This window comes from Ferrimonas senticii DSM 18821 (genome assembly GCF_000422665.1).
GTDB lineage: Bacteria > Pseudomonadota > Gammaproteobacteria > Enterobacterales > Shewanellaceae > Ferrimonas > Ferrimonas senticii.
On sequence record NZ_KE383899.1, the window covers coordinates 136021 to 161542 of the forward strand.

Sequence of the window (25522 nt, forward strand, 5' to 3'; positions counted from 1 at the left end):
TCCCTCTTTTATGCGGTTAATCGCGAGGCCGTTGCGCTTGCAGCAGGATGCGACACAAGCGGCGCCAGTCGCTGTCAGCCATGCTGTCCCGCCACAACAGTTGCCACCCCAATTGCCGACTGTGTAACAGAGCGCCCCACGGTAATAACCGACTGCGCGCTGACAATTCAAAGCGAACGCCGCTGGCGCTGCGACCAACGCCATGTTCCCACAGGCTAAATGGCGCCGCCGTTGCTGGGTAGTTAATCCAGCCCCAACACCCTAACAGCACCAGCATCAGCAGTTGCAGCGCCAGACCGTACCAAGGCCAAGTTACCCAAGCCGAACTGTGTAAGGTGCCGGCGTACAACCATGGCCAACTGAGCAACAGCGATAATAGTGCCGCAATCAGCCAGCAATGGCTGCTTGCGGCGTTAGCGCTAGCGACGGGAACAAAGTGAAACGGCGCCGTGTTAGGCGACGTTTCGTTCACGGATCAGCGCCACCATTGACGCCAGTGCTAGATCCGGACAGCGCTCATGCCCCATAAACCAGGCGAATAACTCCGGATCATCGCAACCCAGTAACCGTTCAAACAGCGCCTGCTGAGCCGGATCGAGCGACAGATAATGGTTGTCAACAAAAGGCTCAAGCAGCACATCCAGTTCTAACATTCCGCGCCGACAAGCCCACTTTAAACGACGCACCTGCGCCGCCTGTAACTCCTGCAAAGACATTGTGGTTTACTCCTTAAACACCATGGTGCTCACTGTACCACAAGCGCTACGTTGGCAACCCTCCCCTAGGTCAAGCGCGGGCTTCAGTACGGCCTTGGATTAGGTAAATCGCCAACGCCGCAGCACTGCAAGCGGCCATCGCGACCACCAGTGGCAGCGGGGTACCGGTGTGCAGGGTGCTGATCGCCACCCCAACCGCCGCTCCCCAGGTAAAGCGCATAAAGCCTCCCAAAGCCGCCACTGACCCGGCAGCGTGGGCAAAAGGCTCAAGCGCCAAACTGGTGCCATTGGCGGAGATGATCCCTAAAGGCCCAAGTATCAACATTACCGGGATGGTGATGCCCCACATCGAATCTGGCAGCAACAGGCGTGCCAGCACCAACAGCACCGCACCAATCAGCCCCAACCACAATGCCCAGCCCAGCATCCGCCGTGTACCATAACGTCCTACGTAGCGGGCGTTGATACTGGTGCACAGCATCATCAGGCCGATATTTAATCCGAATACATAACCAAAGTGCTGCGGCGCCAAATCAAAGAATTCGATGTAGACAAAAGAAGCGTTGGTGATAAAGGCAAACAGTGAGCCGGCGGTCATAATGCCGATCGCCAGATAGCTCATACAGTAACCATTGGTCAGAACTTGACGATAGGTTCGCAGCGCCCCGCGAAAGCTTAATTCACTGCGTTTTTCTGGTACTAAGGTTTCACCAATACCTAAGGTCACCGCGACAATCATGGTGATGGCGATCAGCACCAAAAACACAAACAGACTGTGCCAACCGGCAAATTTCAGCAGGTATCCGCCCATGATCGGCGCCAGCAGTGGCGCTAACTGCATCACCAACATCACAAAGCTGATGGCGCGAGCAAACTCCTCTTTTTGGAAGCGATCGCGGATCATCCCCATCAACACTACCGAGGTCGCGGCGCCACCGATTGCCTGCAGCGCTCGCCACAGCAGCAAGCTGTTTAGGGATTCGCTCAACACACAGCCCAGACTGGCGACCGCAAACAACAACAAGCCACCGTTCATCACTTTTAGCCGGCCAAGTGCGTCAGTTAACGGCCCAAACAGCAGTTGCCCCGCGCCGAAAAACAGCAGATAGATACTGACCGTCAGCTGCACCTGTTCGGTATTAACGGCAAAGTCGCTAGCGATCGCTGGCAAGGCAGGCAAATACATATCGATAGCAAAAGGGGTTAGGCCGGCCACGAGCCCAAGGATGGCGATAATCACCGGATAGGAAGTGCTGCGCACAGGGGTACCTCGCAAAATGAACGGCGCATGATCCCACCGCCCCCGTCACAGCACAAGAGCGTTAGCTAACAAACTGTCGAGACGATGTGATCAAGCCAACGTTTTGTCTAAGGCCGTTTGCGCCGCAAAGTACTCGCTAAAGTCGGCATCCAACAGACGCCGTACCGCTGGATGCTGGATCATCCGTTCGGCAAACATCAGGTGGTACTCTTCCTGCACCTGTTCGGTTTCGCCGATAAGTACCAAGCCCGCTTTCAACAGTTCCGCCTTTTGCAGCCTTGGCACCACAAATACCCCATGACTGTTGCGACCAAAGGCTTTCATCATCGCCGCGTCGTCGAACTCGCCCATCACCTTGGGAGTAACGCCGATGCCATCAAACCAGCGCAGTAACTGCTGCCCTAACGCCGATTGCCGTTGCGGCAGCAACATCGCCGCTTGGGCAAGGTTATGTGGAAAGGTTCCGGACAGTGGCTCGCGACTGAAAAAGCAGATGCCACAACTGCCAAGGCGCTGGCTTAAGATTGTCGGGTAGTTCAACGATTGCGCATCGCTGCCGGACAGAATCATATCCAACTTGTGTTGCTCTAAACGCTCGGCAAGCTGCGCATCCGAAGCTTGATAACAGTTTAGACGGATGCTGCCATCGGCGGGGATCACCGTCATCAACAGCTGGCTAACCATCGGTTTTGCCAGCGTTTCGGCGATGCCCACTTCAAACAGAATCGATTCATCTTTGCTGTAATTAAGCAAATCCTGCATCTCATTGGCGAGATTGAACATCTGCTCAGCATAGCGGTATACCAGCAAGCCCAATTTGGTCGCCTGCAACTGGCGACCATTGCGGCTGAAAAGCTTACCACCCAGGCGCTGCTCTAACTGACGGATCTGACCGGTGACGGTTTGCGGTGCCAGGCATAACGCCTCGGCTGCGGCCACCACCGAGCCTTTTTTCTGTACCATCCAAAAATAATACAGGTGATTGAAGTTAAAGTGCGCCATCGAGGTTACGACTCAGTTACTGCGGATTTCGCCGGTTGCTTTGTGGTTAAGCGCAGCATCATAAAGCCAAGTACCGCCGCCACACCAGAGCCGATTAAGATCCCCAAGCGTGCCATTGAACTGTACTCGACCATACCCGCTTCAAACGCCAGCGAGGCCACGAACATCGCCATGGTAAAGCCGATACCGCACAGCAGGCCCACCCCGACCATCTGCGTCCAGTTAACATCATCTGGCAAGCGCGCCATTTTAGTGGCCACCGCAATGGCACTGAACAGCACAATGCCCAGTGGCTTACCTACCAACAGACCCAGGGCAATACCAAGCGGCAATGCGGCGGTCAGATCGGCGAAACTGACATTGTCTAGCGGCACCCCTGCGTTGACGAAGGCAAACAACGGCAGAATAAAGAAGGTGCTCCATGGATGCAGGCTATGCTCTAGCGCCGCACTTGGGCAGCCTTCGCCGCCATCTTCGTCAGCGGGGATAGTAAAGGCCAGCACCACCCCCGCCAGTGTTGCGTGTACGCCGGACTTGAGTACTGCAACCCACAATACCGTGCCCACCAGCATGTACGGCAGACGGCTGCGCACACCAAAGCGGTTCATGGTGATCAGCACCGCAATCGCAATACCGGCCACGGTCAAACTGATGGTCGACAGCGAACCACTGTAAAACAGCGCAATAATCAAAATCGCCAACAGGTCGTCAATGATCGCCAGCGCCAGCAAAAACACCTTTAATGCCGGCGGTACGCCGCTGCCAACCAGAGCCAATACCCCAAGCGCGAAAGCAATGTCAGTCGCCGCTGGGATCGCCCAACCGTTTAGCGCCACCGGATCGCCGCCGGCGATGTAAACAAAAATCAGTGCCGGCGCCACCATGCCGCCGATGGCGGCAAAGCTTGGTAACGCCGCCTGCTGCCAAGAAGACAGGGCGCCATACAGCAGCTCACGCTTAACCTCCAAGCCGATCAGCAGGAAAAACAGCGCCATCAACAGATCGTTAACCCATAACAACAACGGTTTATCCAGATCCAACGGCCCAATACGGATCTGCAGTGGCAGATCCAAAATGCCCTTGTAAAAGGTCGATAATCCCGAGTTGGCGAAGGTCATCGACAACACCACCATCAGCAGCAAAATCACACCGCCAGCAGCAGGCTGTCCCAAAAAGTTCATAATGCGCCGTGGCATATATCGAAAGCTCCGTTAAACAATCACAAAGGACTCAGTCTACGCAGCAAGCAGATTTTGGAAAAATCGCTTGTTTCGGCCATTAAACTCGAAAAAACCGAGCTATTAGCCGTGCATCCCAAATCATAGTCGCTGCATCCGCCTTCTGTTAGGATCTTGTCGATTCAATAACATAACTGCGAGTACCCCGCCCCGATGAAACAGTATCTGGATCTGTGCCAACGAATCATTGACCAAGGTCAGTGGGTTGACAATGAACGCACTGGCAAACGCTGCTTAACCGTAATTAATGCCGATCTGGAATACGATGTCGGCGCCGGCCAATTCCCATTGGTAACCACCCGTAAAAGTTTCTACAAAGCGGCAATCGCCGAAGTAATAGGCTACCTGCGCGGTTACGACAACGCCGCCGACTTTCGCAAACTGGGCACCAAAACTTGGGATGCGAATGCCAACCTAAACCCCGCTTGGCTGGCTAATCCCCATCGCAAAGGCGAAGATGACTGCGGCTTTATCTACGGTGCGGTTGCCCGTAACTTCCCAAAGCCCGATGGCGGTAGCATCGATCTGTTAAAACAGATCATCGATGACTTAAAAAATGGCGTCGACAATCGTGGCGAAATCCTAACCTTCTACCACCCCGGCGCCTTCCATATGGGCTGCCTTCGTCCTTGCATGTACAGCCATCACTTTTCGCTGCTGGGCGACACACTTTACCTAAACAGCACCCAGCGCAGCTGCGACGTGCCACTGGGGCTTAATTTCAATATGGTTCAGGTGTACGTGCTGCTGGCACTGGTGGCGCAGATCACCGGTCATAAGCCAGGCAAGGCCTACCACAAGATCGTTAACGCTCACATTTACGAAGATCAGCTAGAGCTGATGCGCGATGTGCAGCTAAAGCGGGAACCACTGCCGCTGCCAACTTTAAAGATCAACCCTAAGATCAAGTCACTAGAAGACTTAGAAACGTGGGTAACCATGGATGATTTCGAGGTGATCGGTTACCAGCATCACGAACCGATTCAATACCCATTCTCGGTCTAATACCAATTCGCCTAAAGCAAAAACGGCGGCCACCAGATAACTGGTGGCCGCCGTTTTATTACTTAAACGCGATTACTTAACCGCTTTAACTGGGCGGAACATCAAGAATGCGCCGAACGCCAGCATTGGTACCGTCAACAACTGTCCCATGGTCAAGCCGAAATAGAGGCTCATATGAGCATCCGGTTGACGGACAAACTCTACCGCAAAGCGGCTTAGCCCGTAGCCAACCAAGAACAGCCCCGCAACCGCTCCAGGGCGTGGGTTGCGTCCCTTGTACCACCACAGGGCGATAAACAGCACCAGCCCCTCCAACACCGCTTCATACAGCTGCGATGGGTGGCGTGGCAATGGCCCAGCTCCTGGGAACACGAAGCCCCAAGGCACATCGGTGGTGCGTCCCCACAACTCGCCATTAATGAAATTACCGATGCGGCCAAAGCCAAGACCGATTGGCACCACCGGCGCAACCAGATCGGCTACCTGCCAATAGCTACGCTTTTGCCGCCAAGCGATAAAGCCCATGGCGCTGATCACCCCGATCAGCCCACCGTGGAATGACATCCCGCCATCGGTGATCTTAAACAGGTACAGCGGATCTTCGAGGAACCACTCAAAACCGTAAAACAGCACATAGCCAATGCGACCGCCAAGCACGACCCCAAGAAAGCTGTAGAACAGCAGATCCGAGACATCATCCCGGGTCCAACCGGAATTCGGCTGATCCGCGTGCCGATTCAACAGCCCCAGCGCCGCCAAAAAGCCGACCAGATACATCAGCCCATACCAGCGCAATGCCACTGGCCCTATTTGGAAAATAATCGGATCGATCTGAGGAAAGGGAAACCACGGTTCAGACATACGAATCAGGTACTCTGGGTACAAAAAATTTGGCTCTAGGATAGAGAGTTACGCCAAAACGAGCAACGCCCGATAACTCGGGCGCAGAGGTCACAACGGTTCGGCTAAAACTCCTGCAGATGGGTTAAACCGACCTGTTCTAAATGGCTTTTCAGCAGTTGCCGCACCTGTTGGCTGTCACGCGCCATCAGTAATTGCTGGCGCAGCGTTTGCAGTTGCTGCAACTGCAGTTGCCGCACCAAATAGTGAACCGGCCCGAGCGCTTGGGCATTCATGCTGAGATCCCGATAACCCAGCGCCAACAGCATCAGCGCGCCCTTTAGCTCGCCGGCCAATTCACCGCACAGGCTAAAGGGCTTATCACCGCACTGCTCGGCCACCATCGCCAACGCTTGCACAACCGCAGGGTGGTAACTATCGAACTGCTGTCCGACTCGATCATTGTTGCGATCCACCGCCAGCAAGTATTGGGTGAGATCGTTCGAGCCAACCGAGACAAAATCAACCTGCTGTAACCATGGCCGCAGTTGCAACAGCGCCGCGGGCACCTCAATCATAATGCCAAGCTCTGGCATCGGCAGCGGCCGATCGAGCTCTTCAACCAACTCGGCCGCCGCTTGATGCAGCAAGCGCTGGCACTGATGGATCTCATCCAAGCGTGCCACCATTGGCACCAAAATTTTTAAGTTGCCGGTGTCTGCATTGGCGTGGATCAGTGCTCGCAACTGGCTTAAAAACAGCTCGGGATGATCCAAGCTTAAACGCACACCACGCCAACCCAAAAACGGATTGTCTTCACTGATTGGCATATAGGGCAGTGGCTTATCGCCGCCGACATCCAGCGTTCGGATCACCACCGGTTTACCGGCAGCTTGCTCCAACATCTGCTGATAGTGACGACGCTGCTGTTGTTCCGATGGGAAATGCGTCGCGGCCATAAACAGCGCTTCGGTACGGTATAAGCCAACGCCGCTGACACCATCAACGGCCAACACTTCACCGATGGCGCCGGCATCGGCATTGAGCATTAATTTGACCGGCTGGTTATCGGCGCTGATGCAGGGCTGGCACAGTTGCTCCGCCATCTGCGCCAGCAGTCGCTGCCGCTGCGCCTTATGATCACTAAAGCGCGCCAATTGCTGGGAATCCGGTTCAAGCCACAACTGACCAGAAAGCGCGTCCAGCAACAGCGGTTTGTCTTGCAGTTGGTTAAGGCTAACCCCTTCAACCCCGACAATCGCGGGAATGCCCATCGCGCGAGCCAAGATGGCGGCATGCGAGTTAACCCCGCCGCGCAAACTCACCAACCCCTGCAAGCGGTCGCTGTGGTGCTCCAGCAGCATGCTGGCACTCAACTCTTCGGCCACTAAGATCGCTTGCTCGCAATCGTCGCTGCGAGGTGATTCGGTCTGTTGCAGTTTGCTCAGTAAGCGCACCGCCAGATCATGCAGATCACCGGCGCGTTCTCGCAGATATTCATCGCTTAACCCAGCCATCCGCTCGATCGCCTGGCCCATCACCCGGCAAACCGCCGTTTCGCTGCTCCAGCCTTGCTGGCACTCCTGCTCGAGGCTGCGTTTGAGCTCAGGATCATCCAATAGCAACTGATAGCCATCAAACAACATCTGGATTTCGTCGCTATCAAGCCCATCAGCCAGCGATTGCAGATCGCCACTGACTGCTTGTAGGGCGGCCAACAGCCGTGGCCATTCACTTGCAGGAGCGCTGCTGCGCTTGGCCGCTTGCTGCAAATTGGCGGTAGGGCGAAGCACCACCGCGGTGCCAATGGCGATCCCAGCGCTGGCCGCTAAGCCACCAAAACAGCGCCGAGGCTGCTGCCGTTTGGCCGCTAACGCGCGCTGCTGTACCCGTGGCGCCAGTTGCGACGCCAGAGTAATAAGAAACGATTCTTCCTCTTCGGAAAACTGACGGGCAACGCACTGCTGCACCGCCAACACCCCCACCAACTGCGCCCGATGGATCAGCGGCACCGCCAAAAAGGCTTTGAAATCGTCTTCGTGAGTTTCAGGTAGGTGTTTAAAAGCTGGATGTTGCGAAGCATCGGCCAGATTAAGCAACTCTTCGCGCTGGGCGACGGTGCCCACCACCCCTTCGCCGAGCTGCAACCGCGCTCGGCCGATGGACTCTGCGGCAAGGCCGTGACTGGCGCTTAACAACAAGCCCTGTTCGTCCAATAGATAGAGCGAACAGCAATCGCTGTTGATGGCCGCTTTGGTCAGGTTCACCAGATCGGTAACCGACTGTTCGACGGTCTCGGCACGGGAGACCTGCTGCACAATTTGCCGCAGAGTATGAATCATCGTTGACGTCGCCGACGACGGGGCCGTGCGGCTTCGGGCTTTCCTTTGCTTTGAGGTTGATGTTGACCAGCTAACGCTGGCAGCGTGAACTCATCTAATACCTTACGATAGACCTCACGCTTAAAAGAGACCACCTGTCTGACTGGGTACCAGTAACTTACCCAACGCCAGTCATCGAACTCTGGATGGCCGCTCGCGGCCAAATTGATGCGGCTTTCCGCACACTGCAGTTGCAGCAGGAACCATTTCTGCTTCTGGCCAATGCACACGGGTTTGCTGTCTTGGCGCACCAACCGTTTCGGTAAACGGTAGCGTAACCAAGAGCGGCTGCGGGCGATAATGCGAACCTCTTCGCGCTTCAGCCCCACCTCTTCAAACAACTCGCGATACATCGCCTGCTCTGCGCTTTCACCATCGTTGATGCCCCCTTGCGGAAACTGCCACGAATGTTGGCCGAAGCGGCGTGCCCAAAGCACCTGCCCAGAGCGATTGCAGATAATGATCCCAACGTTGGCTCGAAAGCCGTCGCTATCGATCACTGAATAATCCGATTAATTTCGTAACTTGCTGGGATTGTTCCACAAACTCCAGTGACCGGCAAATGAGCCAAACGGGGGTTGTGACTAAAGTTATAAACAGAAGATATCCACTGAGTCTGTGGATAACCTCGTGAATAACCCGATATATCTAACGTATCGCCGAAAATATCAACGCCAACAAATCAACACCACCCAAACAAAACAAAACAAACTCATTTAATATCAACAACTTAAAAATAAAAATCAGGATTGAATGGCGTCAGCCTGCTTGCTTGCTGCTTTTTTGCGCAACCATTGCCACTGTCACAAAGATCACAAAAGGTCACGGTTTTATCCACAACGAGCAATTAACTGAGCTAAAAATCAACAACTCTCGCCGATATAGGGACTGCATTTGGGGATAACACCAGATATAGTGATCGGCTCTCCGAGGCCGTCTCACCCCATCGCTCACAAGAGTCGTTTGTTATGCACCCAGCCCCTACCTCGATAGCCCAGTTGCTTGAACGCGCAAACCAGATCGCCGGTTGGCAACTTGGCGAATTAGCCAGTTCGATGGGACTGCAAGCGCCAGCGGATCTGCGCCATCACAAAGGTTGGGTTGGCCAGTTGTTGGAGTTGTGGCTTGGCGCCAACGCCGGTTCACGACCTGAACCCGACTTTCCTGCCCTCGGGGTCGAGCTAAAAACCATCCCCATTGACGACCATGGTCAACCGCTGGAGTCGACCTACATCAGTGTCTGTCCACTGACCGGGCTAACCGGTCTGCGCTGGCAAGATTCAGCGGTTTGTCACAAATTACAACAGGTGCTGTGGATCCCCGTGCAAGGCAATAAGGCGATCCCACCGGCACAACGTCATATCGGCATGCCACTGTTGTGGCAACCGACCCCAGCCCAACAACTGCAGTTGCAGCAGGATTGGGAAGAGTTGATAGAGCAAGTGGCACTGGGCAATGTCGAGCAGATCACCGCTCATCAGGGAGAGTTACTGCAGTTGCGACCCAAAGCCGCCAACCGCAAAGCACTGACCGACGCCATCGGCCCAAATGGAAATAAAATTCAGACCCTTCCACGAGGTTTTTACCTGCGTAGCCGCTTCACAAGCGCATTATTACGGCAGCATTTTGTTTGATCTTAATCAATTTATGCAGCCGAGATCGCGCCAGCGATGCTGGTGCCAGTTCACAATATTCATTACAATCGTGCGCTGTTTCGACCTGCCCCATTCCGACTACGTAGCGATATCCCTTTGCAAGCGACCCAAGAATTAAAAAAATTCGCCTTTGCCGTTGCCGCCTGGTCTGCGGCGATGCTGATTTTCGTATCGTTACGGTTCACCCTGACCCACGAAACCATCACCGACGCCAACACCCTTGGGGATGTGGTGACGCTAGTGCTTTACCTGGGCACCATCTTAGGCTGCTTACACTGGTTGTCGAACCTGATTGCGGTCACCAGTCCACTGCGGCGGATGAACTATCTGACCATCGTGGTATTTAAAGGGGTGTTTTTGCTGGTTGGCGCCTTGGTGCTGATTAAGATCACCACCTGGATCAACACCTGGACGCCGACCCCGATTGAAGATCGCCACTACAACGATCTAACCCAAAGTCTGCTGGACAGTTCCGCCACCCAAGTGCTGCTGGCCTATTTTGTTTGGGTTCGCCTCTGTTTGGCATTCTTTGAACAGATGGTGCTGCTGGTTGGTACTCGCAACTTGGTCAACATGGGGCTGGGTAACTATCACCGGCCACGCCAAGAGGAACGAGTCTTTCTGTTTATCGATATGGCCGGTTCCACCGCCCATGCCGAAGCCTTAGGCGACTTCCAATTCTCACGCTTAGTCCAAGACTGCTTCGACCTACTCTCCTCTTGCGTGACTCGTCAGCACGGCGAGATCTACCGCTACATCGGTGATGCCGCAATGATCAGTTGGGAGCTAAACCACGACCGCAACTTGGAGCACAGCCTCGATCTCTATCATGAGTTCGTGCAGTTGATCGGTTGGCATCGAGATTACTTTGAAGAGCAGTACGGCTTTATGCCGCGCTTTAAAGGGGCGATCCACGGTGGTCGTGTTATGACCGCGGTGGTGGGCGTTAATAAACAGGAGATCAGCTACTTCTCCGATGTGATTAACACCTTAGCGCGACTGCAAGATCAATGCGGGCCGCTGAAGAAGAATCTGCTGATCTCCGGTCAAATTCGTCATCGCTTAGGCGACAACCCCAACTATCAATTAGAGGCCATCGGTCCCATGCGCTTAAAGGGCAAGCAGCATGAGATCGACGTTTACGCGGTTACTTCGTTGGCAGCAACTGCTGAATCATCTGCCCCAGAGTTCTGAAGGTCAGCAAGCGGCTAGAGGTTTGGCGCCAAACCAAGCCGATTTCACGATATGGGGCGCTGCCTTGCGGCTGGTAGGCTTCCAGGCTGGTGCCAGTCAAAATACCCGCATCAATGGCCATCTGTGGCAGGAAGGTGGTGCCCAGTTTGGAGTCCACCATCTGCACTAGGGTATGCAAACTGGTGGCGGCAAACGGGTTGATCTTGGCGCTGTTCTTCAGATCACAGGCACTGATGGCGTGGCCGGTAATGCAATGCTCACGTTGCAGCAAGAAGATGCTTTGATCCGGGAAGTCTTCATATTCCAGATCGTCGCCATTGATTGGCTGATCTTGGTGAGCCACCAACTTAAACGGATCGATCCCCACCGACATGCTGTGAAAACCACTGGTATCGACCGGCAATGCCAACAACAACAGATCCAGTTCGCCACTGCCCAGCGCCGCAATCAGATTGTCGGTGGTGTCTTCCCGCAGCAGCAGGCTTAACTGGGGAAACTGCTTCTGGCTCTCTTTCACCACCCGATTTAGCAAAAACGGCGCGATGGTTGGGATACAACCCAAGCGGATGGTGCCAGCCATCGGTTCACCAGCACTGCGTGCCAGCTCGGTCATCTCGCCGACTTCCGCCAGCAACGCCCGCGAGCGTACCACCACATCTTCACCCAAGGCGGTGAACATAAACGACTTATGATCACGTTCGATCAGTTGCCCGCCCAGTTGCTCTTCCAGATTTTGAATGCCAGAGGACAGCGTCGATTGGCTCACGTGGCAGGCTTTGGCGGCGCGGTTAAAGTTTTGCTCACGATGCAGCTGCACCAAATAGTACAGGTTCTTGAGGCTGGGTAATTTGGTCATAATAACGATTGCTCTTTCTAATCGATAAAAGCGTTTATCTCATATTTACCCGATGCCGTCATAGTACCGTTCACATTTTCTTGCCATTGATTGATCTAAGCCGACCTCCGCCGCCACTATTTGCTGGCAAATGCCGCCTCGACCAGATCATCGATGGTCAGCTGGAATGAACTGACGCAATGCTCCATAAACCACGCCACTTCTGGCAACTGCTCGATAAATGGCGCTAACGCCAATAGCACCTTGCGCTCGGTGCCTTCAAACTCCATATTGCCAGCACGCAGCTCCGACAATGCCTTGGTATAGGCCGACAACAGATCCGCCGCTTTGACCAACTGCGCAGTCTCATCATCGCCATGTTGGTTGAGCAGTTGTTGATAATCCGCCTGCAGTGGCTTTGGCACAGTCCCGAGTAATAGCTCGGTTGCGATGGTTTCCATCTCTCGGCACAGCTCAAGCATTCGCGGCGCCGAGTATTTAATGCCACTGTTGACGTCTTCGGTCAGTACCTCTGGGGCATCATGAAACAGCGCCAGCACCGCCAGCGCATTGGCGTCTACCGGCGGTTTATCGGTAAACAAGCGATTGCGAATAAGCCCTAATGCATGGGCAAACATCGCCACCTGCATACTGTGTTCGGCGACGTTTTCGGCGCGAGTTGGATTGGACTTGCCCCAACGATGGACGTTCTGCATTCGCGACATCAAAGCAAAAAATACCGGTTGCATGCGCACCTCTCTAATGGTTGCTCAAAATTCATCCTTAGCGGCAATAAGCTAGCGGCTAAGCCCCCTAAGTTGCTAACGAAAACGTGATTTTTTAATGGCTTGGGCTGATCTAACGCAAACTCGCTTCGAAACCAGCAGATTGGCTGCTACCCTTGCGGCCATGAACGACTTTGATTGGGCGGCGTTGTCTGCCCGCCTTACCGAACAGGCCCGCACGCTGGGGTTTCGCGATCTGGGGATTGCCGATATTGACCTAAGCGATGAGTGGCCACACCTGCAGCAGTGGCTCGCCAATCAATACCATGGTGAGATGGACTACATGGCGCGCCACGGCGATATGCGCTGTCATCCAGAACAGTTGCATCAGGGCACGCTGAAAGTGATCTCGGTGGTGATGGACTATCTGCCTGAGCACGCCGAATTTGCGCAAACGTTGTCGCAACCAAGCAAAGCCTATATCAGCCGCTATGCCGGCGGTCGTGACTACCACAAGCTAATGCGCAATCGCCTTAAGCAACTTGGCGACTGGCTTAAACAACAACTGCCAGATCAGCTGTCACTGGACTTTCGCCCCTTTGTCGATTCGGCGCCGATCTTAGAACGGCCATTGGCGCGTAACGCCGGCCTTGGTTGGGTTGGCAAACACTCACTGCTGCTTAACCAGCAAGCCGGCAGTTGGTTCTTTATCGGCGAGTTACTGATCAATTTGCCGCTGCTCAGCACCGCCGCCAGCAGCCAAGGCGATTGCGGTAACTGCGGCGCCTGCATCACCATCTGCCCGACCGGCGCGATTGTTGCCCCGTATGTGGTTGATGGTCGCCGCTGTATCAGCTATTTGACCATCGAGGCCGATGGCGCCATCCCGATGGCCCTGCGCGCTGCGCTGGGCAACCGCATCTACGGTTGTGACGACTGCCAGTTAGTGTGCCCACACAATCGTCAGGCACCACTGACTCAAGAGGCTGATTTTCAAACTCGGCCACAGCTGCGCCAGCCGGATCTACTGGCGTTATGGCAGTGGGATGAAGCCACCTTCTTAAAGCAAACGGAAGGATCGCCAATTCGTCGCATCGGCTTTCGCCGCTGGCAGCGCAATCTGGCGGTGGCACTTGGCAATAGCGGTTTGGGCGAGGTCGCCATCACCGCGTTGCGGGGCAACTTGGGCCTAGTCGATGAAATGGTCGATGAGCATATCCACTGGGCGGTAGCCCGCTTGACCGAGCAGCAACAGCAAAACCGCCAGCAACAGCGGCTGATCCGCATTGTCGAAAAAGGCTTACCACGGGACGCTTAGCCGCGGTTAATGCCCACTTTGACGGTCACCTGCCAATGGGCGATCTTATCATCCTGCAGGTGACAGCGGGTTTCCACCACCTCTAACCAGCGCAGTTGCCGGTGCGTTTTGGCCACCGACGCCACCGCATTGGCAATGGCGTCGTCGCTGCTGACCGTTGACGAACCGGTCACTTCGATCTTTTCATAGATATGATGGGGCATACTTACCGCTCCGACAGTAACAAGAGTTCGCCAAGTGTAGGACTAAGTCGGCCAATTTCACCGATTTGCGGATCGGTCACCCAATAAAAAAAGCCCAGTTATCGCGGATAACTGGGCTAAGAGCTGCCGACAGGAAGCACGACTCACTCAACAACTGCGACTGTGACAGACTGGTGCCGCCACAGCAACTTTCACTAGTGCATTTAAACAGATAAACATCAGTCACTTAACTATCTTTGCTAGGGTTTGGCTGAAACGATATGTGATATCAACAAGATAAATCACTACGTCATCGAGCCGTTACCAGCGAAACCACCAAATTGCATAATTAATTGGATTTTATAACTAATGATTGTTGATGTTGTGGCTGCGGTTATCAGTCACCAAAACCAACTGTTTATCGCCAAGCGCCATCCTGACAGTTATCTTGGCGGTTTTTGGGAGTTTCCCGGCGGCAAAATTGAGGCCGGCGAAAGCCCACAGCAAGCGCTTAAGCGCGAAATCGAAGAGGAGTTGTCGATAACCGTAACCGTTGGCCACTACCTTGCCAGCAGTGAGCATGACTACGGCGACAAGATCGTGCGCCTGCATGGCTACCTGTGCCACTGGCACGGCGATCGGATTGCGCTTACCGGCAGCCATAGCGAGTTTGCGTGGATCGATGCCAACCACATTGATCGGCGCACGTTAGCCCCGGCGGATCTGCCGCTGCTGGATGCACTGCTAGTTAAAATGGCGAACTAATTCGCTGATCTGCGCCACGAAAGCGGTCAGTAAAGTTGACCGTCGGGGCGCCACTCCCTAGCCTTTGGCTACCTTAGATAGACGCGGAATATGACCATGACTGAGTCCGTAGCAAACCCTTTTAACGCCGAACTGTGGGAACCGGTTGCCGGTTTCAACTTTGAGGACATCACCTACCACCGCGCCAGAGAACACGGCACGGTGCGGATCGCCTTTAACCGCCCAGATTGCTTAAACGCGTTTCGTCCGAAAACCGTTGACGAACTCTACACCGCGCTGGATCACGCCCGCCAGTGGTCTGACGTTGGCTGCGTTCTGATTACCGGCAACGGCCCATCTAAAAAAGGCCAGTGGTCATTCTCCTCCGGCGGCGACCAACGTATCCGTGGCAAAGATGGCTACAAATACGAAGGCGAAGAGGGTCAAGCGGATGTGGCTCGCATGGGCCGTCTGCACATTCTTGAGGTGCAGCGCCTGATCCGCTTTATGCCAAAAGTGGTGATCGCCGTGGTACCAGGCTGGGCAGCCGGTGGCGGCCACAGCTTACACGTGGTGTGTGACATGAGCTTGGCCTCGAAAGAGCACGCCATCTTCAAGCAAACCGATCCTGACGTGGCCTCGTTTGATTCCGGCTACGGCAGCGCTTACTTGGCCAAGATGGTTGGCCAAAAGCGCGCCCGTGAGATCTTCTTCTGCGGCTTTAACTACTCTGCCCAAGAAGCTTACGAGATGGGGATGGTTAACAAGGTGGTGCCACACGCCGAGCTGGAAACCGAAGCACTGCGTTGGGCCAAAGAGATCAACTCCAAATCACCTACCGCGATGCGGATGTTGAAGTACGGCTTTAACCTGCCGGACGATGGTCTGGTTGGTCAGCAGTTGTTCGCCGGTGAAGCCACCCGTTTGGCCTACGGCACCGAAGAGGCCCAAGAGGGCCGCGATGCGTTCCTAGAGCGCCGCGATCAAGACTTCTCTAAGTTCCCATACCATTACTAAAATCACCCGTACAGACGCAAAGAGCAGCTTATAAGCTGCTCTTTTTGTATCTAGGGGATAGTTTGTAGTTTTCAGTGAATAGCTATCAGTTAACAGCCAGAGCAAGCTGTCCTACGGCTCAGGATTACGCTCTTAACTAACCACTAAAAACTGATCACTGTTGGCTTTTAGTTTGTAGTTTTCAGTGAATAGCTATCAGTTAACAGCCAAAGCAAGCTGCCCTGCGACTCAGGATTACGCTCTTAACTAACCACTAAAAACTGATAACTAACAACTGATCACTATTTACTCACGCTAGAGTCAGCGCCACTACATCGCCAATTCATTGCGGGTCATCCACACCGCCAATTGCCCCATCATCGGCACAATCCACACCGCGGTATTATCGTCTTGATAGAGACGATAGAAATAAAGCTCTTCATCGAAGATGCTGTGCTTGCGAATTTTGCGATAAAACTCAGACGCCGAGGCATGAACGTTGTCTGGCTTGGAAAGCTCTTTAGAGTCGATCTGTACATGGAACACGTCCACCAAATGGCCATCGATCTCTTGCGAATATTGGTTGAAATGGCCGCGCACCTTGTAGCTAACCGGCGTGGTTTCACAATCTTCATCGGTGATGCAGGTGGATGAGAAAAACACCCCGTTATTGGCGCTCTCGTACACAAACGACATGCTGTAATCGGCGCGGATCAGCAGTTCATTCGCCACCGGAAAATAGATGTTACTGTGGTAGTAGTGCTCCAGCACATCGCCACTGTAGTCATCCTCTGGCATTTGCGGCAAGCGATTGTATTTGATCCGATTTTCCATCACCCGACTGGTGTTTAGGAAATTAGCAATATCCAGCCCTGCCGGTTGCGAATTGATCGCGGTGATATTGATTAGGTTCTTACCGGCGCAATAGCCATCGATAAAGTCAGGGCAGATCCCCACCGAATAGGTTTGCCCGTCGGTCACCGCAAAAGCGCCAAAACGGTCAAATAGTCGAATCGGTTGCGATTCTGGCAACAGATGCTTTTGCCACATATTGGCTTGGGTATTGGTGTTGTCACCAAGATAGTACAGCTCGGCATTGTCTTTGATGCCGCCCAAATTCAGCGGCATCTCGCTCTGGTAGTGCCATTGGCTGCGCTGTTTCAGCATCTTGTGATAGTCACTGATGTACCACACCATCGACACCAGCAGCATCAACAGTGCCGCCCCAGAAAACCACAAGTTGTTGCTGTAGCGGCTAACACGGCCGACCACAACCGGCTCTGATTGCGGCAATGGCGCAGTCGGTTGCAGTTCCGGCGCGGCTTCTAGTTGTTCGATATGTAATTTGTAACCCCGGCGAGCAGCGGTTTTTAATTGCAGTTGCGGGTAGGGTTCCAGCTTTTTACGCAGGGTGCTGATGCACTGAGTCAGTGATGTGGCCGCCACCACGCGATCGGGCCAACCGATCGCCAATAGATCTTCTTTGGTAAAAATTTCGTCAGGAGTGGCCGCCAAGCAGGCGAGCACCTTGGCCTCAGCAAAGGTCAGGCCGATCTCAATCTCATTGCCGCTATCCAGCAGCATATTGCCCTGTTCATCTAACACCAAGTCCGGGGTCAGTCGCACGCTCTTCCTCCAATGATGAACTGGGCTCAATCGCCACCATTTCCGGCGCTAAAAAGCGCTTTTAGGTTTTTTTAGTAATTATTCAGCCTGAAAACGGCAATGTCCGTGATCCTGTTGGCAATCATATCGGCGCTTGGGGCGAGAAAAGATGAAATTCATCAAAGTACGATCTAGATCGGGATCCTTTTTGATCGCACTTTGATTTAATCAGGCTTTTACAACCATTTACAGCGAAGTTGCCAACGCGCCAACAAACCGAAGAGGGTCAGCCATAGCAGTAAACCAAGGCTGGCTAGACTCCAGTGCCAGCCACTGCCAGATAGCAGCGCCATCACCCCATTGATGGTTTCTGGTTGCTGTGCCAGCACCGTGGTTAGCCGGAACAGATCGACCGGATTAACCAGCATCAGCATTCGCGCCCACTGTGGCATCCCCAAGTCCGCCACCAACAATGCCAGCACCCCCAGGTCCCACAGCAGCACCAGCACAAACCACAACGCGAACAGTTGTGCCAGCGCCCGACCTTTGCTGATCACTCGGCTCGATAACCACAGCGCCAGTGCCATAAACACCAAGCCCAACAACATCGCATTGAGGGTCAATTGCGCCAGCCCCAGCAGAAGCGGCAGCAGCGCATCGACCTTATTCACCAAGGAGCCGGCGCTGATCAGCATCGCGATCAACAAGGTGGTTACCAATATCGCCCCAAGGCCAACAAATTTGCCCCACAGCAATTGGCTGCGGCTAAGCGGGTAGCTCAATAACAACAGCAAGGTGCCCTGCTCCTGCTCACCGACGACCGCATCGTAGCTCAGCAAGATCGCAATCAATGGCACCATCACCGCCAGTAGGGTACTTAGCGAGATCAGCAATTGCGGCAGCGGCAGCACTTCGGCGCTGCCAGAACCGGCACCACCAAAATGGCAGATCAGCAACGACAACGCCGTTAGCAACACCGAGAGCAACAATACCCAGCGGCTGCGAACGCCATCTCGAAACTCTTTGGCAGCAATAATAGAGATAATGTTCATGGTGTTACGCCCGCTGACAGTGGTGATAGATCTGGCTTAGACCCACCGGTTTTAACTGGAAATCATTGCAGCCAAGGCGGCCAATAACGTGCTGCAGTAGCGCCCCCTGCTGCACTGGCTCATAACCGATGCTGTGATTGGTCGCATCGTAAGCGCCAATGTAGGGATCATCCTGCGCCAACGCCGCAACCGCTGGCGGCAGCTGCAATTGACTCTGCAGCCCGCTCTGTTGCTGCAAGCTTGGCAGATCGCCCAGCCCCTTAATGCGGCCACCGGCGACAATCAGCGCCCGATCAAGATGCGGTTCAATCAGAGTCAGTTCGTGGGTGCAGATCACCACCGCGGTGCCACGGGCACGGATATCGGCGATCTGCTGATAGAACGCCATCGATGCGCTGGGATCCAGACCCACGGTAGGTTCATCCAGCAACAGCAACTTCGGCTCGCTTAATAGCGCCTGTGCCAATCCTAACCGCTGTTTCATCCCTTTGGAGTAGGTCGCTACCCGTTTATCGGCAGCGTATTGCAGCCCCTGCTCGGTCAGCAGTCGCTCCACTTTGTGAGCGGCGATGCCGCGCAGCTTGGCAAAGTACTGCAGCACTTCGCGGCCACTTAGATTGTCATACAAGCTAACCTGTTCTGGCAGGTAGCCCACCGACAACTGACCACGTTGACGGCTGTCGGATGGATCGCCACCGAGCACCCGAACATGGCCTTGGTCGGGACGCAGTAGCCCCAACATCATCTTGATTAGGGTGGTTTTGCCGGCACCGTTATGGCCGAGCAGCGCCAAAAGCTCGCCCTCGGCGATGGTCACACTGACGTTATCCAACGCCTGATGGTTGCCAAACCGCTTACTGACGCGGTCAATCGCTACCACTTCACTCATTGCAGCTCTCCGCGCGCATTGGTTGCTTGAAATGAACTTGGGCTCAACAGCGGGAACGGATCGTACACCCCCGCTGGCGCCGGTTTACTGATTTGACTGTCGAGCCAGCGCAGTAGTACCACCACTGGGCTGTCGACGAGGAATTTGGCTTCGGGGTAGATCCAAAACAGGCGATCAAGGCCGTCGTTTGGCTCAAACCCCTGATCGATGATGCCGTCGTTATTCAGATCCCAACCTCGATGGTTGCTCCAATAGTTGCCACGGCCTTGTTGCGACCAGTTGACCGCGCCATTACCGATGTACATCACCTGCACTTGGTTATCGATAAAGTTGTTAGCGTAGATCTTGTTGCCTTCGCCACCAAGCGCCATCGAAATTCCCTCTTGGGCACCGACGATATGGTTGTGGTGGACCTCGTTATCAAACGCCCCGTAGATGAAGATCCCTTTGCCATTGCCGTCGAACATCTCTTTGGCACGAGGGTTGACCACGGTATCGACATAGTTGTTGGCGACCACGCAGTGGGTTGCCATGTTTAGCAGTACCCCGAACTCATCGGCGTCTTTAACGGTGTTACCGATCAGATCCAACCGCTCAGAACTCATCAGCGCGTAACCGGCGACACTGTCAATGGAGTGATTCTGGGTCACCCGCGACTCATCAAAGTACATAAAATGCACCGGATATTGGGTGATGCTGAACTGGTTGCGGTGGATTTCCGCCTGCTTGCCAGTCTCCAGATAAACGCCATCACGGGTGCCGCTGATGACGTTATCCTCGACCCTGATCTCATTGACCCCTTTGGTGTACACCCCATCGCCGCGCTCGAGCACGTTGAGCTTAGGGTTACCATTGATGCGGTTGGCTTTAACCAGCAGCTGTTGGCCGTCGTCCATCCGCACCCCAAAACCGGGGCCGCTAATGGTGTTGGCGGCAATGACAATTCGCTGATGGCCCGGCTCGACCAAAATTCCGGCGTCTTTTTTATCCAAGGCGCCACCAAAGCCAACCACGGTCAGTTGCTCGACCGTAACGTCACTGGCATCGACAATCACGCCACTGCCGTGACCGCCAGCATCTACGGTTACGCCACTGCTGCCACGCAGCTTGAGCGGTTTCTCAATCTTAAAACCGCCTTGGTAGTTGCCTGGCGCTAACTCAATCCGATCGCCAGCAGCGGCAGCTTTAAGCGCCGCCGCCAACTCACTATCGTTGGTAACCTGATGACTCGCCGCCAGGGCGCTCAGTGGCGCCAGCGAGCCGATACACAGCAGTAGCAATAACAGTTGTTTCATCGATTGGATTCAGCTTACTGATGCTTATGGTGTTTCATTTTTGGCGCATTGCTGTTCAGCAGCGCCATGGTGATTTCGTCAAAACGGTAGATCTTGCCGCCAAACTTATCGATGTGTGCCTGCGCCAGTTCTGGGGTAGAGAACCCTGGTACCGCCGGCCCCATAACCCCTTTGGCAGAGGTGCCGTAAACGAAAGTGGCGCTCTTGGCGTCGATAAAGAACTCATCGCTTGGGGTCTGCCAATCGGTGCGTCCCATGTCGTGCACCACCATTTCAGCGATTTGTCGTGCGTTTTGCGGCTGCAGGGCGAACATAAACATGTCGCGGCTGGAACAAAACGCCATCGCTGGCTGGTTGTTTTTCAGGGTGATCATCCCTTTAGGCCCCGGGTACTTAGTCACCATCATGCCGCATTGGTGGCAACGGTGGTTTTCATGCAGGCGGTAATTCTCTGGATGCGCCAGCTTGGCAATCGCTTGCGCCCACGGGCAGCTCATCAGCAGGGTAAAGGCGGTGGCTGATTTCAATAAGTCGCGACGAGAGATCATCAGAAGTCCTATTTCTTTATGGGTAAAAATAAAGTTCGAGCAAGACTACTGGCTGACGTTGGCACAAGCTTGCGGCTAGGTCACACCATCGAAAATTTGAAAATTTTTTTGGATTTTTGACATGGCTTTTTTGATCTGAATCCCATCCAAACCGCCGATTAAAGGGAGATTCGCTAATTAGCATCGGCCGCCAGCCGCAACGGTTTGAGCTGCCGTTATCCGCCGCCAAAAAACAAAAAAGCTTGCTGATGAAAGCAAGCTTTTACTGGGAGTTAATAATGTTTAATCGAGTCGATTAGTGCCGCTTAGATGGCGTAGATCTGACCGGCGTACAGCAGGAACAGACGCAGACACATCATGCCGCAAATCACGCAAGCGGAGGTTAAGTACAGCGCCTGCTTAGAGTGGGCAAACTTCTGGCCGAAACCGAAGCCAAACACCACCGGGGCGATAAAGCCTAAGCCAACAACCCCAACCCAGAACAGGTTAGTCCACACCCCACCAGCAAAGGCACCCATTGCCGCTTGGCCATCGGAGCCGCTGAACAGCAGTGCCGAGAACAGCATAAACAGGAACAACGCTTCGGCGCCCAGGATTGGCCATTCGGCTTTGTGCAGAATGCCCATCTCTTGGGAGTGTACGTTCTCTTTAAACATCGCCACCGCCAGCAACTTAGCCGCTGCCGCACCGGCGGACAGACCAGAGGCGATAAACAGCGCCGGCAGCACCGAGGTGTTGATCAGCGGGAAGCGGATCAGCGCTGAGATCAGGAAGCCAGTGTAAGCACACACCGACAACGCCAAAATCAGGGTCAGCCACTCGGCTGGGCGGCGGATCCCGACCAGCTTATCCATGATGCTGTTAACCAGATTCAGGATTGGGAAGCGTACCGCCCACTGAGCGATCTCTTCACGCAGTGCCCACGCTGCCAACATCACCGTCAGCGGAATGAAGAACAGCAGTGCAATAACCCCGATGCTCATTACTGACTTGAGGTTGTAGAACACCAGCATCTTCCAGAAGAACAGCGGGTTGGTTAAGTCAAATACCAGACACACCATACCTAAGGCGATAGCGACGAAACCGAGCAGAGTGGCCGCTTTCAGCAGAGGGGTGTTTTCGGTTTGGCCTTTGAAGAATCGCATCATCAGTGCCACACAGATGGCACCGCCAGAGATCCCAGCAAAGAACAGGTAAACCGCGATTGGCCAAGGCCAAGCGATGGTTTCACCCAGACCGGTAGTGAAATCGATTCCGTTCATGATCAGATCTCCGGCTTATTGATAGCGATGTAGCGCAGGCTTGGATCGGTGCCCAGATGCGGACGGATCCGTTGGGAATCTTTCACCGCCAGCAATTTCGCTACGAAGCTGTTTGGATCATTGGCATCACCAAACACCAACGCGTCGTACTTACAGGCTTGCACACAGCCAGGCAGTTCGCCTTTGGCCAGTTTGCTGTGCAGACAGAAATCGCAGTTGTGAGCAACGTCAGTATCGCTGTTGATTTGACGCACGTTGTAAGGGCACGCGGTAATGCAGTATTTGCAACCGGCACACTTACTGTCGTCCATGGTAACAATGCCGGTTTTTTCGTCGCGGTAGGCAGCGCCAGTTGGGCACACCATCACGCATGGGGCGTTCTGACATTGCTGACAGGAAACCCGCACATATTTACGGTCACAGTTACAGTCGGTTTTGCCACATTCTGGGCAAACGGCGCCAGGAACACGGTCGGTTTGACGCTCTAAGGTCAACCGAGCCATCCCCTCTGGCAGGTTGTTGGCGGTGTTGCAGGCCTCTTTACAGCGACCACAACCAACGCACTTATTTTGGTCAAATACCATGACATAGTGTGGCTTGCCTTCGGCCGCGGCGGAGTCGCTGTTGGAGCTGCACCCCATCACCGTTATCGCCGCACCGCCAACCCCTACGCACTTGATAAAATCGCGTCGATTTAGCGTTGAGTTACTCACGTTATCCTCCAATACCATACCCACAAGGGGCATGGAGGTTCTCCATCATCATTTTGGTGCCGCGGCCGCAAGCTTGGCGTTGGCTTTCGCCATCGCACGTTGAATTGGCGCAAGCTCTAAAGACGCTGGCGCGGCATCAATTAACCGTTGCCAATGTTCTAGCGCCTGCGCGTATTCGCCCTGCAGATAGGCGTGGTTTGCTAATAGCAACAGCGCTTCGGGCTCGGCAGGATTGAGCGCGAGACTGCGACTGATCAGCAACTGCGTGTCGGCGTTTAGCACGCGTCCATCGCGGTAGTAACTAAACTTCGCCTGCAGCGCCAACGCGTGGCTGGATGCGGCAGAGAGGCTTAGCAGCCGCGCCATGGTGGCCGCAGCTTGGTCGTACTGGTTTAATTCGGCATAAGCCTGCGCCAATTGCGCCAGTTCGGCCGGGGTACTGGCTTGCAAGGCGAGCGATTGCAGGCGCTCTCGTTGCAGATAGTCAGGGGCGTTATCAATCACCTGCAGCTGATAGTCACCGAAGCGACCCAGCTGGCTGTAGGCGCCGATACTGCTGCCCCCAATCAGTGCCAGTAACAGCAACAGCGCCACACCGCTGGGACGGCGAGTGTTGGCGCTGTCGATGTCTGCTTGCTGCCGCACGGTCACAGCTTGACCGCACTGTTGCCAGCGCCACCACAGCGGGGTCACCAGCAACAGCAGTAATGCAGCAATTGCAAAAGTCAGCATCTAGGCAGGCCTTAATGAGCGTTCATGCCCATGTTCATGCTCATGCCGCCCATACCACCCATGCCACCGTGGCCACCCATGCCTGGGCGGTCGGTTTTGATCAGTTCAATATCAAACACCAAGGTGCTGTTTGGGGTGATCAGGTTCATGCCCGCTTCGCCGTAAGCCAGTTCCGACGGAATGGTGAAGCGGTACTTGGCGCCCACCGGCATCAACTGCAGACCTTCATTCCAACCGTCAATCACGTTGATCAGGGCGATTTGCGCCGGTACGTTGCTCTGGTAAGTGTCTTCAAACGCTTCGCCAGTGATGTCCTTGCCGATGTAGTGAACGGTCACCACCTCTTCCGGTTTCGGCTTAGCAGCGCCCTCTTCACCGGCTTCTAGAATTTCATATTGCAGCCCAGATTCAGTCACGAACACGCCCTCTTTCTTGGCGTTTTGCGCCAGGTAAGCGCGACCTTTTTCCAGGTTTTCTTTCGCCAACGCGGCTTTTTTCAGCGCCACTTTTTCGTTAAGCATCTCGGCGCGCGCGTTGATCAGAGTCAGTACGGTGTCTTGATCGAGGCTGACATCTTGGCTGATGGCATCGCTAATGCCTTTAAGCACCATCTCTTTGTCGTAGGCCACGCCCAACTCCTGTTGGGTTAACAGTTGGCCCAGCATGTAGCTGCCCATACTGGCGCCAACGGCGTAACTCTCTTTTGCCGCGTCGTCGGCAAAAGTGGTCTGGGCAAAAGCCGCAGGGGCGGTCATCGCCAGTGCCACGGTGGCGGAGATCAGGGTGCGAGTCAGGGAGTATTTCATGGTGCTTAGTCTCAACGTGGTAACTTCAGTTAAATCTGCAATTTAAGCCGCTTATGGCAGCTCAACTTGGCGACCCGACATGCGCCAGCCAAAGATGCCGTCTGGCATCTGGCGGACATTGGTGTAGCCCTTCTTCATAACCGCATAGGCGGCCAGCTCAGAGGCGTTACACAGACGGTTCGCACAGTAAAAAATCATCAGTTTGTTTTTGTCTTCTGGCAGCAAGCGCTCCCAGTCTTCAACGAAGAAATGGATGGCGTTAGGGATGAAACCCTCAGACCACAATTCCAAGGTGTTGACGTCGTAGAACAGCACATCGGGATTGCCGACATATTGTTCCGCTTCGTGCATGTTGATGATGTTCAGTTCAAAGCGAAAATCATCGGCGGCGACCATCTCGTCACCGGCACCTGCAACGGCTGGTTGGCTGACGCCAACAAATAAAGAAAGTAATAAAGAGAAAATGAGTCGCATAACGGTAGGCCTTGAAAGCGCCCCAGCGAGAGCCGCTGGGGCGAATCAGGATTT

General features: G+C 54.3%; 27 protein-coding genes. 6 read left to right on the forward strand and 21 right to left on the reverse strand.

From position 1 onward, the window contains the following. Window positions 1-16: 16 nt before the first annotated feature. From G506_RS0115715 to nhaA, 5 genes are all read right to left on the reverse strand, one after another. Window positions 17-472, reverse strand: a complete 456-nt coding sequence (locus G506_RS0115715) for a protein YgfX (protein ID WP_028117702.1) — start codon at window positions 470-472, stop codon at window positions 17-19. Further along, entirely contained in the window at window positions 453-716 is a 264-nt protein-coding gene (locus G506_RS0115720) for an FAD assembly factor SdhE (RefSeq protein WP_035387433.1), read from the reverse strand. The genes G506_RS0115715 and G506_RS0115720 overlap by 20 nt, the downstream gene beginning before the upstream one ends. A 70-nt stretch (window positions 717-786) precedes the next feature. Next, window positions 787-1977, reverse strand: a complete 1191-nt coding sequence (locus G506_RS0115725; RefSeq protein ID WP_028117704.1) for a Bcr/CflA family multidrug efflux MFS transporter — start codon at window positions 1975-1977, stop codon at window positions 787-789. Window positions 1978-2067: 90 nt separating this feature from the next. Further along, window positions 2068-2979 (reverse strand): transcriptional activator NhaR, encoded by a 912-nt coding sequence (gene nhaR, locus G506_RS0115730; RefSeq protein ID WP_028117705.1) that lies wholly within the window; start codon window positions 2977-2979, stop codon window positions 2068-2070. A gap of 5 nt (window positions 2980-2984) precedes the next feature. Further along, on the reverse strand, window positions 2985-4175 hold the full coding sequence (nhaA, locus tag G506_RS0115735; RefSeq protein WP_028117706.1) for a Na+/H+ antiporter NhaA: 1191 nt from the start codon (window positions 4173-4175) through the stop codon (window positions 2985-2987). 195 nt (window positions 4176-4370) lie between these two features. Here nhaA and G506_RS0115740 point away from each other — a divergent pair, with 195 nt between their 5' ends. Further along, the gene (locus G506_RS0115740) at window positions 4371-5222 is read left to right on the forward strand and encodes a thymidylate synthase (protein WP_028117707.1); all 852 of its coding nucleotides are present in this window, start codon (window positions 4371-4373) and stop codon (window positions 5220-5222) included. 72 nt (window positions 5223-5294) lie between these two features. Here the strand turns inward: G506_RS0115740 and lgt are convergent, their stop codons facing one another. The 3 genes from lgt to rppH form a co-directional block, all read right to left on the reverse strand. Beyond that, entirely contained in the window at window positions 5295-6083 is a 789-nt protein-coding gene (gene lgt, locus G506_RS0115745) for a prolipoprotein diacylglyceryl transferase (protein WP_028117708.1), read from the reverse strand. A 104-nt stretch (window positions 6084-6187) separates the two neighbouring features. Beyond that, window positions 6188-8404, reverse strand: coding sequence for a phosphoenolpyruvate--protein phosphotransferase (gene ptsP, locus G506_RS0115750; protein WP_028117709.1), 2217 nt, complete (start codon window positions 8402-8404; stop codon window positions 6188-6190). Next, complete coding sequence (gene rppH / locus G506_RS0115755; RefSeq protein WP_028117710.1) at window positions 8401-8943, reverse strand: RNA pyrophosphohydrolase; 543 nt, start codon at window positions 8941-8943, stop codon at window positions 8401-8403. The genes ptsP and rppH overlap by 4 nt, the downstream gene beginning before the upstream one ends. A gap of 468 nt (window positions 8944-9411) precedes the next feature. Between rppH and mutH the strand changes: the two genes are divergently transcribed. Both mutH and G506_RS19950 read left to right on the forward strand, forming a co-directional pair. Beyond that, window positions 9412-10077, forward strand: coding sequence for a DNA mismatch repair endonuclease MutH (mutH, locus tag G506_RS0115760; protein WP_028117711.1), 666 nt, complete (start codon window positions 9412-9414; stop codon window positions 10075-10077). A 117-nt stretch (window positions 10078-10194) separates the two neighbouring features. After that, window positions 10195-11292: an adenylate/guanylate cyclase domain-containing protein gene (locus G506_RS19950; RefSeq protein WP_051202221.1), complete on the forward strand. Its 1098-nt coding sequence runs from the start codon at window positions 10195-10197 to the stop codon at window positions 11290-11292. Here the strand turns inward: G506_RS19950 and G506_RS0115770 are convergent. Beyond that, a complete protein-coding gene (locus G506_RS0115770) occupies window positions 11246-12148 on the reverse strand; it encodes a hydrogen peroxide-inducible genes activator (RefSeq protein ID WP_028117712.1) in 903 nt (300 codons plus the stop codon). The genes G506_RS19950 and G506_RS0115770 overlap by 47 nt on opposite strands. A gap of 116 nt (window positions 12149-12264) precedes the next feature. Then, on the reverse strand, window positions 12265-12876 hold the full coding sequence (gene yfbR, locus G506_RS0115775; RefSeq protein WP_028117713.1) for a 5'-deoxynucleotidase: 612 nt from the start codon (window positions 12874-12876) through the stop codon (window positions 12265-12267). A 160-nt stretch (window positions 12877-13036) separates the two neighbouring features. Between yfbR and queG the strand changes: the two genes are divergently transcribed. Continuing rightward, entirely contained in the window at window positions 13037-14170 is a 1134-nt protein-coding gene (gene queG / locus G506_RS0115780; protein ID WP_035387458.1) for a tRNA epoxyqueuosine(34) reductase QueG, read from the forward strand. Here queG and G506_RS0115785 read toward each other — a convergent pair. After that, complete coding sequence (locus tag G506_RS0115785; protein WP_028117715.1) at window positions 14167-14373, reverse strand: dodecin; 207 nt, start codon at window positions 14371-14373, stop codon at window positions 14167-14169. The genes queG and G506_RS0115785 overlap by 4 nt on opposite strands. A gap of 348 nt (window positions 14374-14721) precedes the next feature. Here G506_RS0115785 and G506_RS0115790 point away from each other — a divergent pair, with 348 nt between their 5' ends. Further along, the gene (locus tag G506_RS0115790) at window positions 14722-15117 is read left to right on the forward strand and encodes a (deoxy)nucleoside triphosphate pyrophosphohydrolase (RefSeq protein ID WP_028117716.1); all 396 of its coding nucleotides are present in this window, start codon (window positions 14722-14724) and stop codon (window positions 15115-15117) included. Window positions 15118-15213: 96 nt separating this feature from the next. After that, the gene (locus tag G506_RS0115795; RefSeq protein WP_028117717.1) at window positions 15214-16113 is read left to right on the forward strand and encodes a 1,4-dihydroxy-2-naphthoyl-CoA synthase; all 900 of its coding nucleotides are present in this window, start codon (window positions 15214-15216) and stop codon (window positions 16111-16113) included. A gap of 309 nt (window positions 16114-16422) precedes the next feature. On the opposite strand, the gene G506_RS0115800 is transcribed toward G506_RS0115795, so the two are convergent. The 10 genes from G506_RS0115800 to G506_RS0115845 form a co-directional block, all read right to left on the reverse strand. Next, window positions 16423-17718 carry a winged helix-turn-helix domain-containing protein gene (locus G506_RS0115800; protein ID WP_035387434.1) on the reverse strand — a complete coding sequence of 432 codons (1296 nt, stop codon included), beginning with the start codon at window positions 17716-17718 and terminating at the stop codon, window positions 16423-16425. 215 nt (window positions 17719-17933) lie between these two features. Continuing rightward, window positions 17934-18749, reverse strand: coding sequence for an ABC transporter permease (locus tag G506_RS0115805; RefSeq protein ID WP_028117719.1), 816 nt, complete (start codon window positions 18747-18749; stop codon window positions 17934-17936). A 4-nt stretch (window positions 18750-18753) separates the two neighbouring features. Beyond that, on the reverse strand, window positions 18754-19638 hold the full coding sequence (locus G506_RS0115810; RefSeq protein ID WP_028117720.1) for an ABC transporter ATP-binding protein: 885 nt from the start codon (window positions 19636-19638) through the stop codon (window positions 18754-18756). Continuing rightward, the gene (nosD, locus tag G506_RS19955; protein WP_051202193.1) at window positions 19635-20933 is read right to left on the reverse strand and encodes a nitrous oxide reductase family maturation protein NosD; all 1299 of its coding nucleotides are present in this window, start codon (window positions 20931-20933) and stop codon (window positions 19635-19637) included. The genes G506_RS0115810 and nosD overlap by 4 nt, the downstream gene beginning before the upstream one ends. A gap of 14 nt (window positions 20934-20947) precedes the next feature. Then, entirely contained in the window at window positions 20948-21481 is a 534-nt protein-coding gene (locus G506_RS19960; protein WP_051202194.1) for a nitrous oxide reductase accessory protein NosL, read from the reverse strand. A gap of 305 nt (window positions 21482-21786) precedes the next feature. Then, window positions 21787-22743, reverse strand: coding sequence for an NrfD/PsrC family molybdoenzyme membrane anchor subunit (nrfD, locus tag G506_RS0115825; protein ID WP_028117721.1), 957 nt, complete (start codon window positions 22741-22743; stop codon window positions 21787-21789). Window positions 22744-22745: 2 nt separating this feature from the next. Then, window positions 22746-23474: a 4Fe-4S dicluster domain-containing protein gene (locus G506_RS0115830; protein ID WP_035387435.1), complete on the reverse strand. Its 729-nt coding sequence runs from the start codon at window positions 23472-23474 to the stop codon at window positions 22746-22748. A gap of 30 nt (window positions 23475-23504) precedes the next feature. After that, window positions 23505-24188, reverse strand: a complete 684-nt coding sequence (locus G506_RS0115835) for a tetratricopeptide repeat protein (protein WP_028117723.1) — start codon at window positions 24186-24188, stop codon at window positions 23505-23507. A gap of 11 nt (window positions 24189-24199) precedes the next feature. Continuing rightward, the gene (locus G506_RS0115840) at window positions 24200-24994 is read right to left on the reverse strand and encodes an FKBP-type peptidyl-prolyl cis-trans isomerase (RefSeq protein WP_028117724.1); all 795 of its coding nucleotides are present in this window, start codon (window positions 24992-24994) and stop codon (window positions 24200-24202) included. A gap of 51 nt (window positions 24995-25045) precedes the next feature. Beyond that, window positions 25046-25468 carry a rhodanese-like domain-containing protein gene (locus tag G506_RS0115845; protein WP_028117725.1) on the reverse strand — a complete coding sequence of 141 codons (423 nt, stop codon included), beginning with the start codon at window positions 25466-25468 and terminating at the stop codon, window positions 25046-25048. Window positions 25469-25522 lie beyond the last annotated feature (54 nt).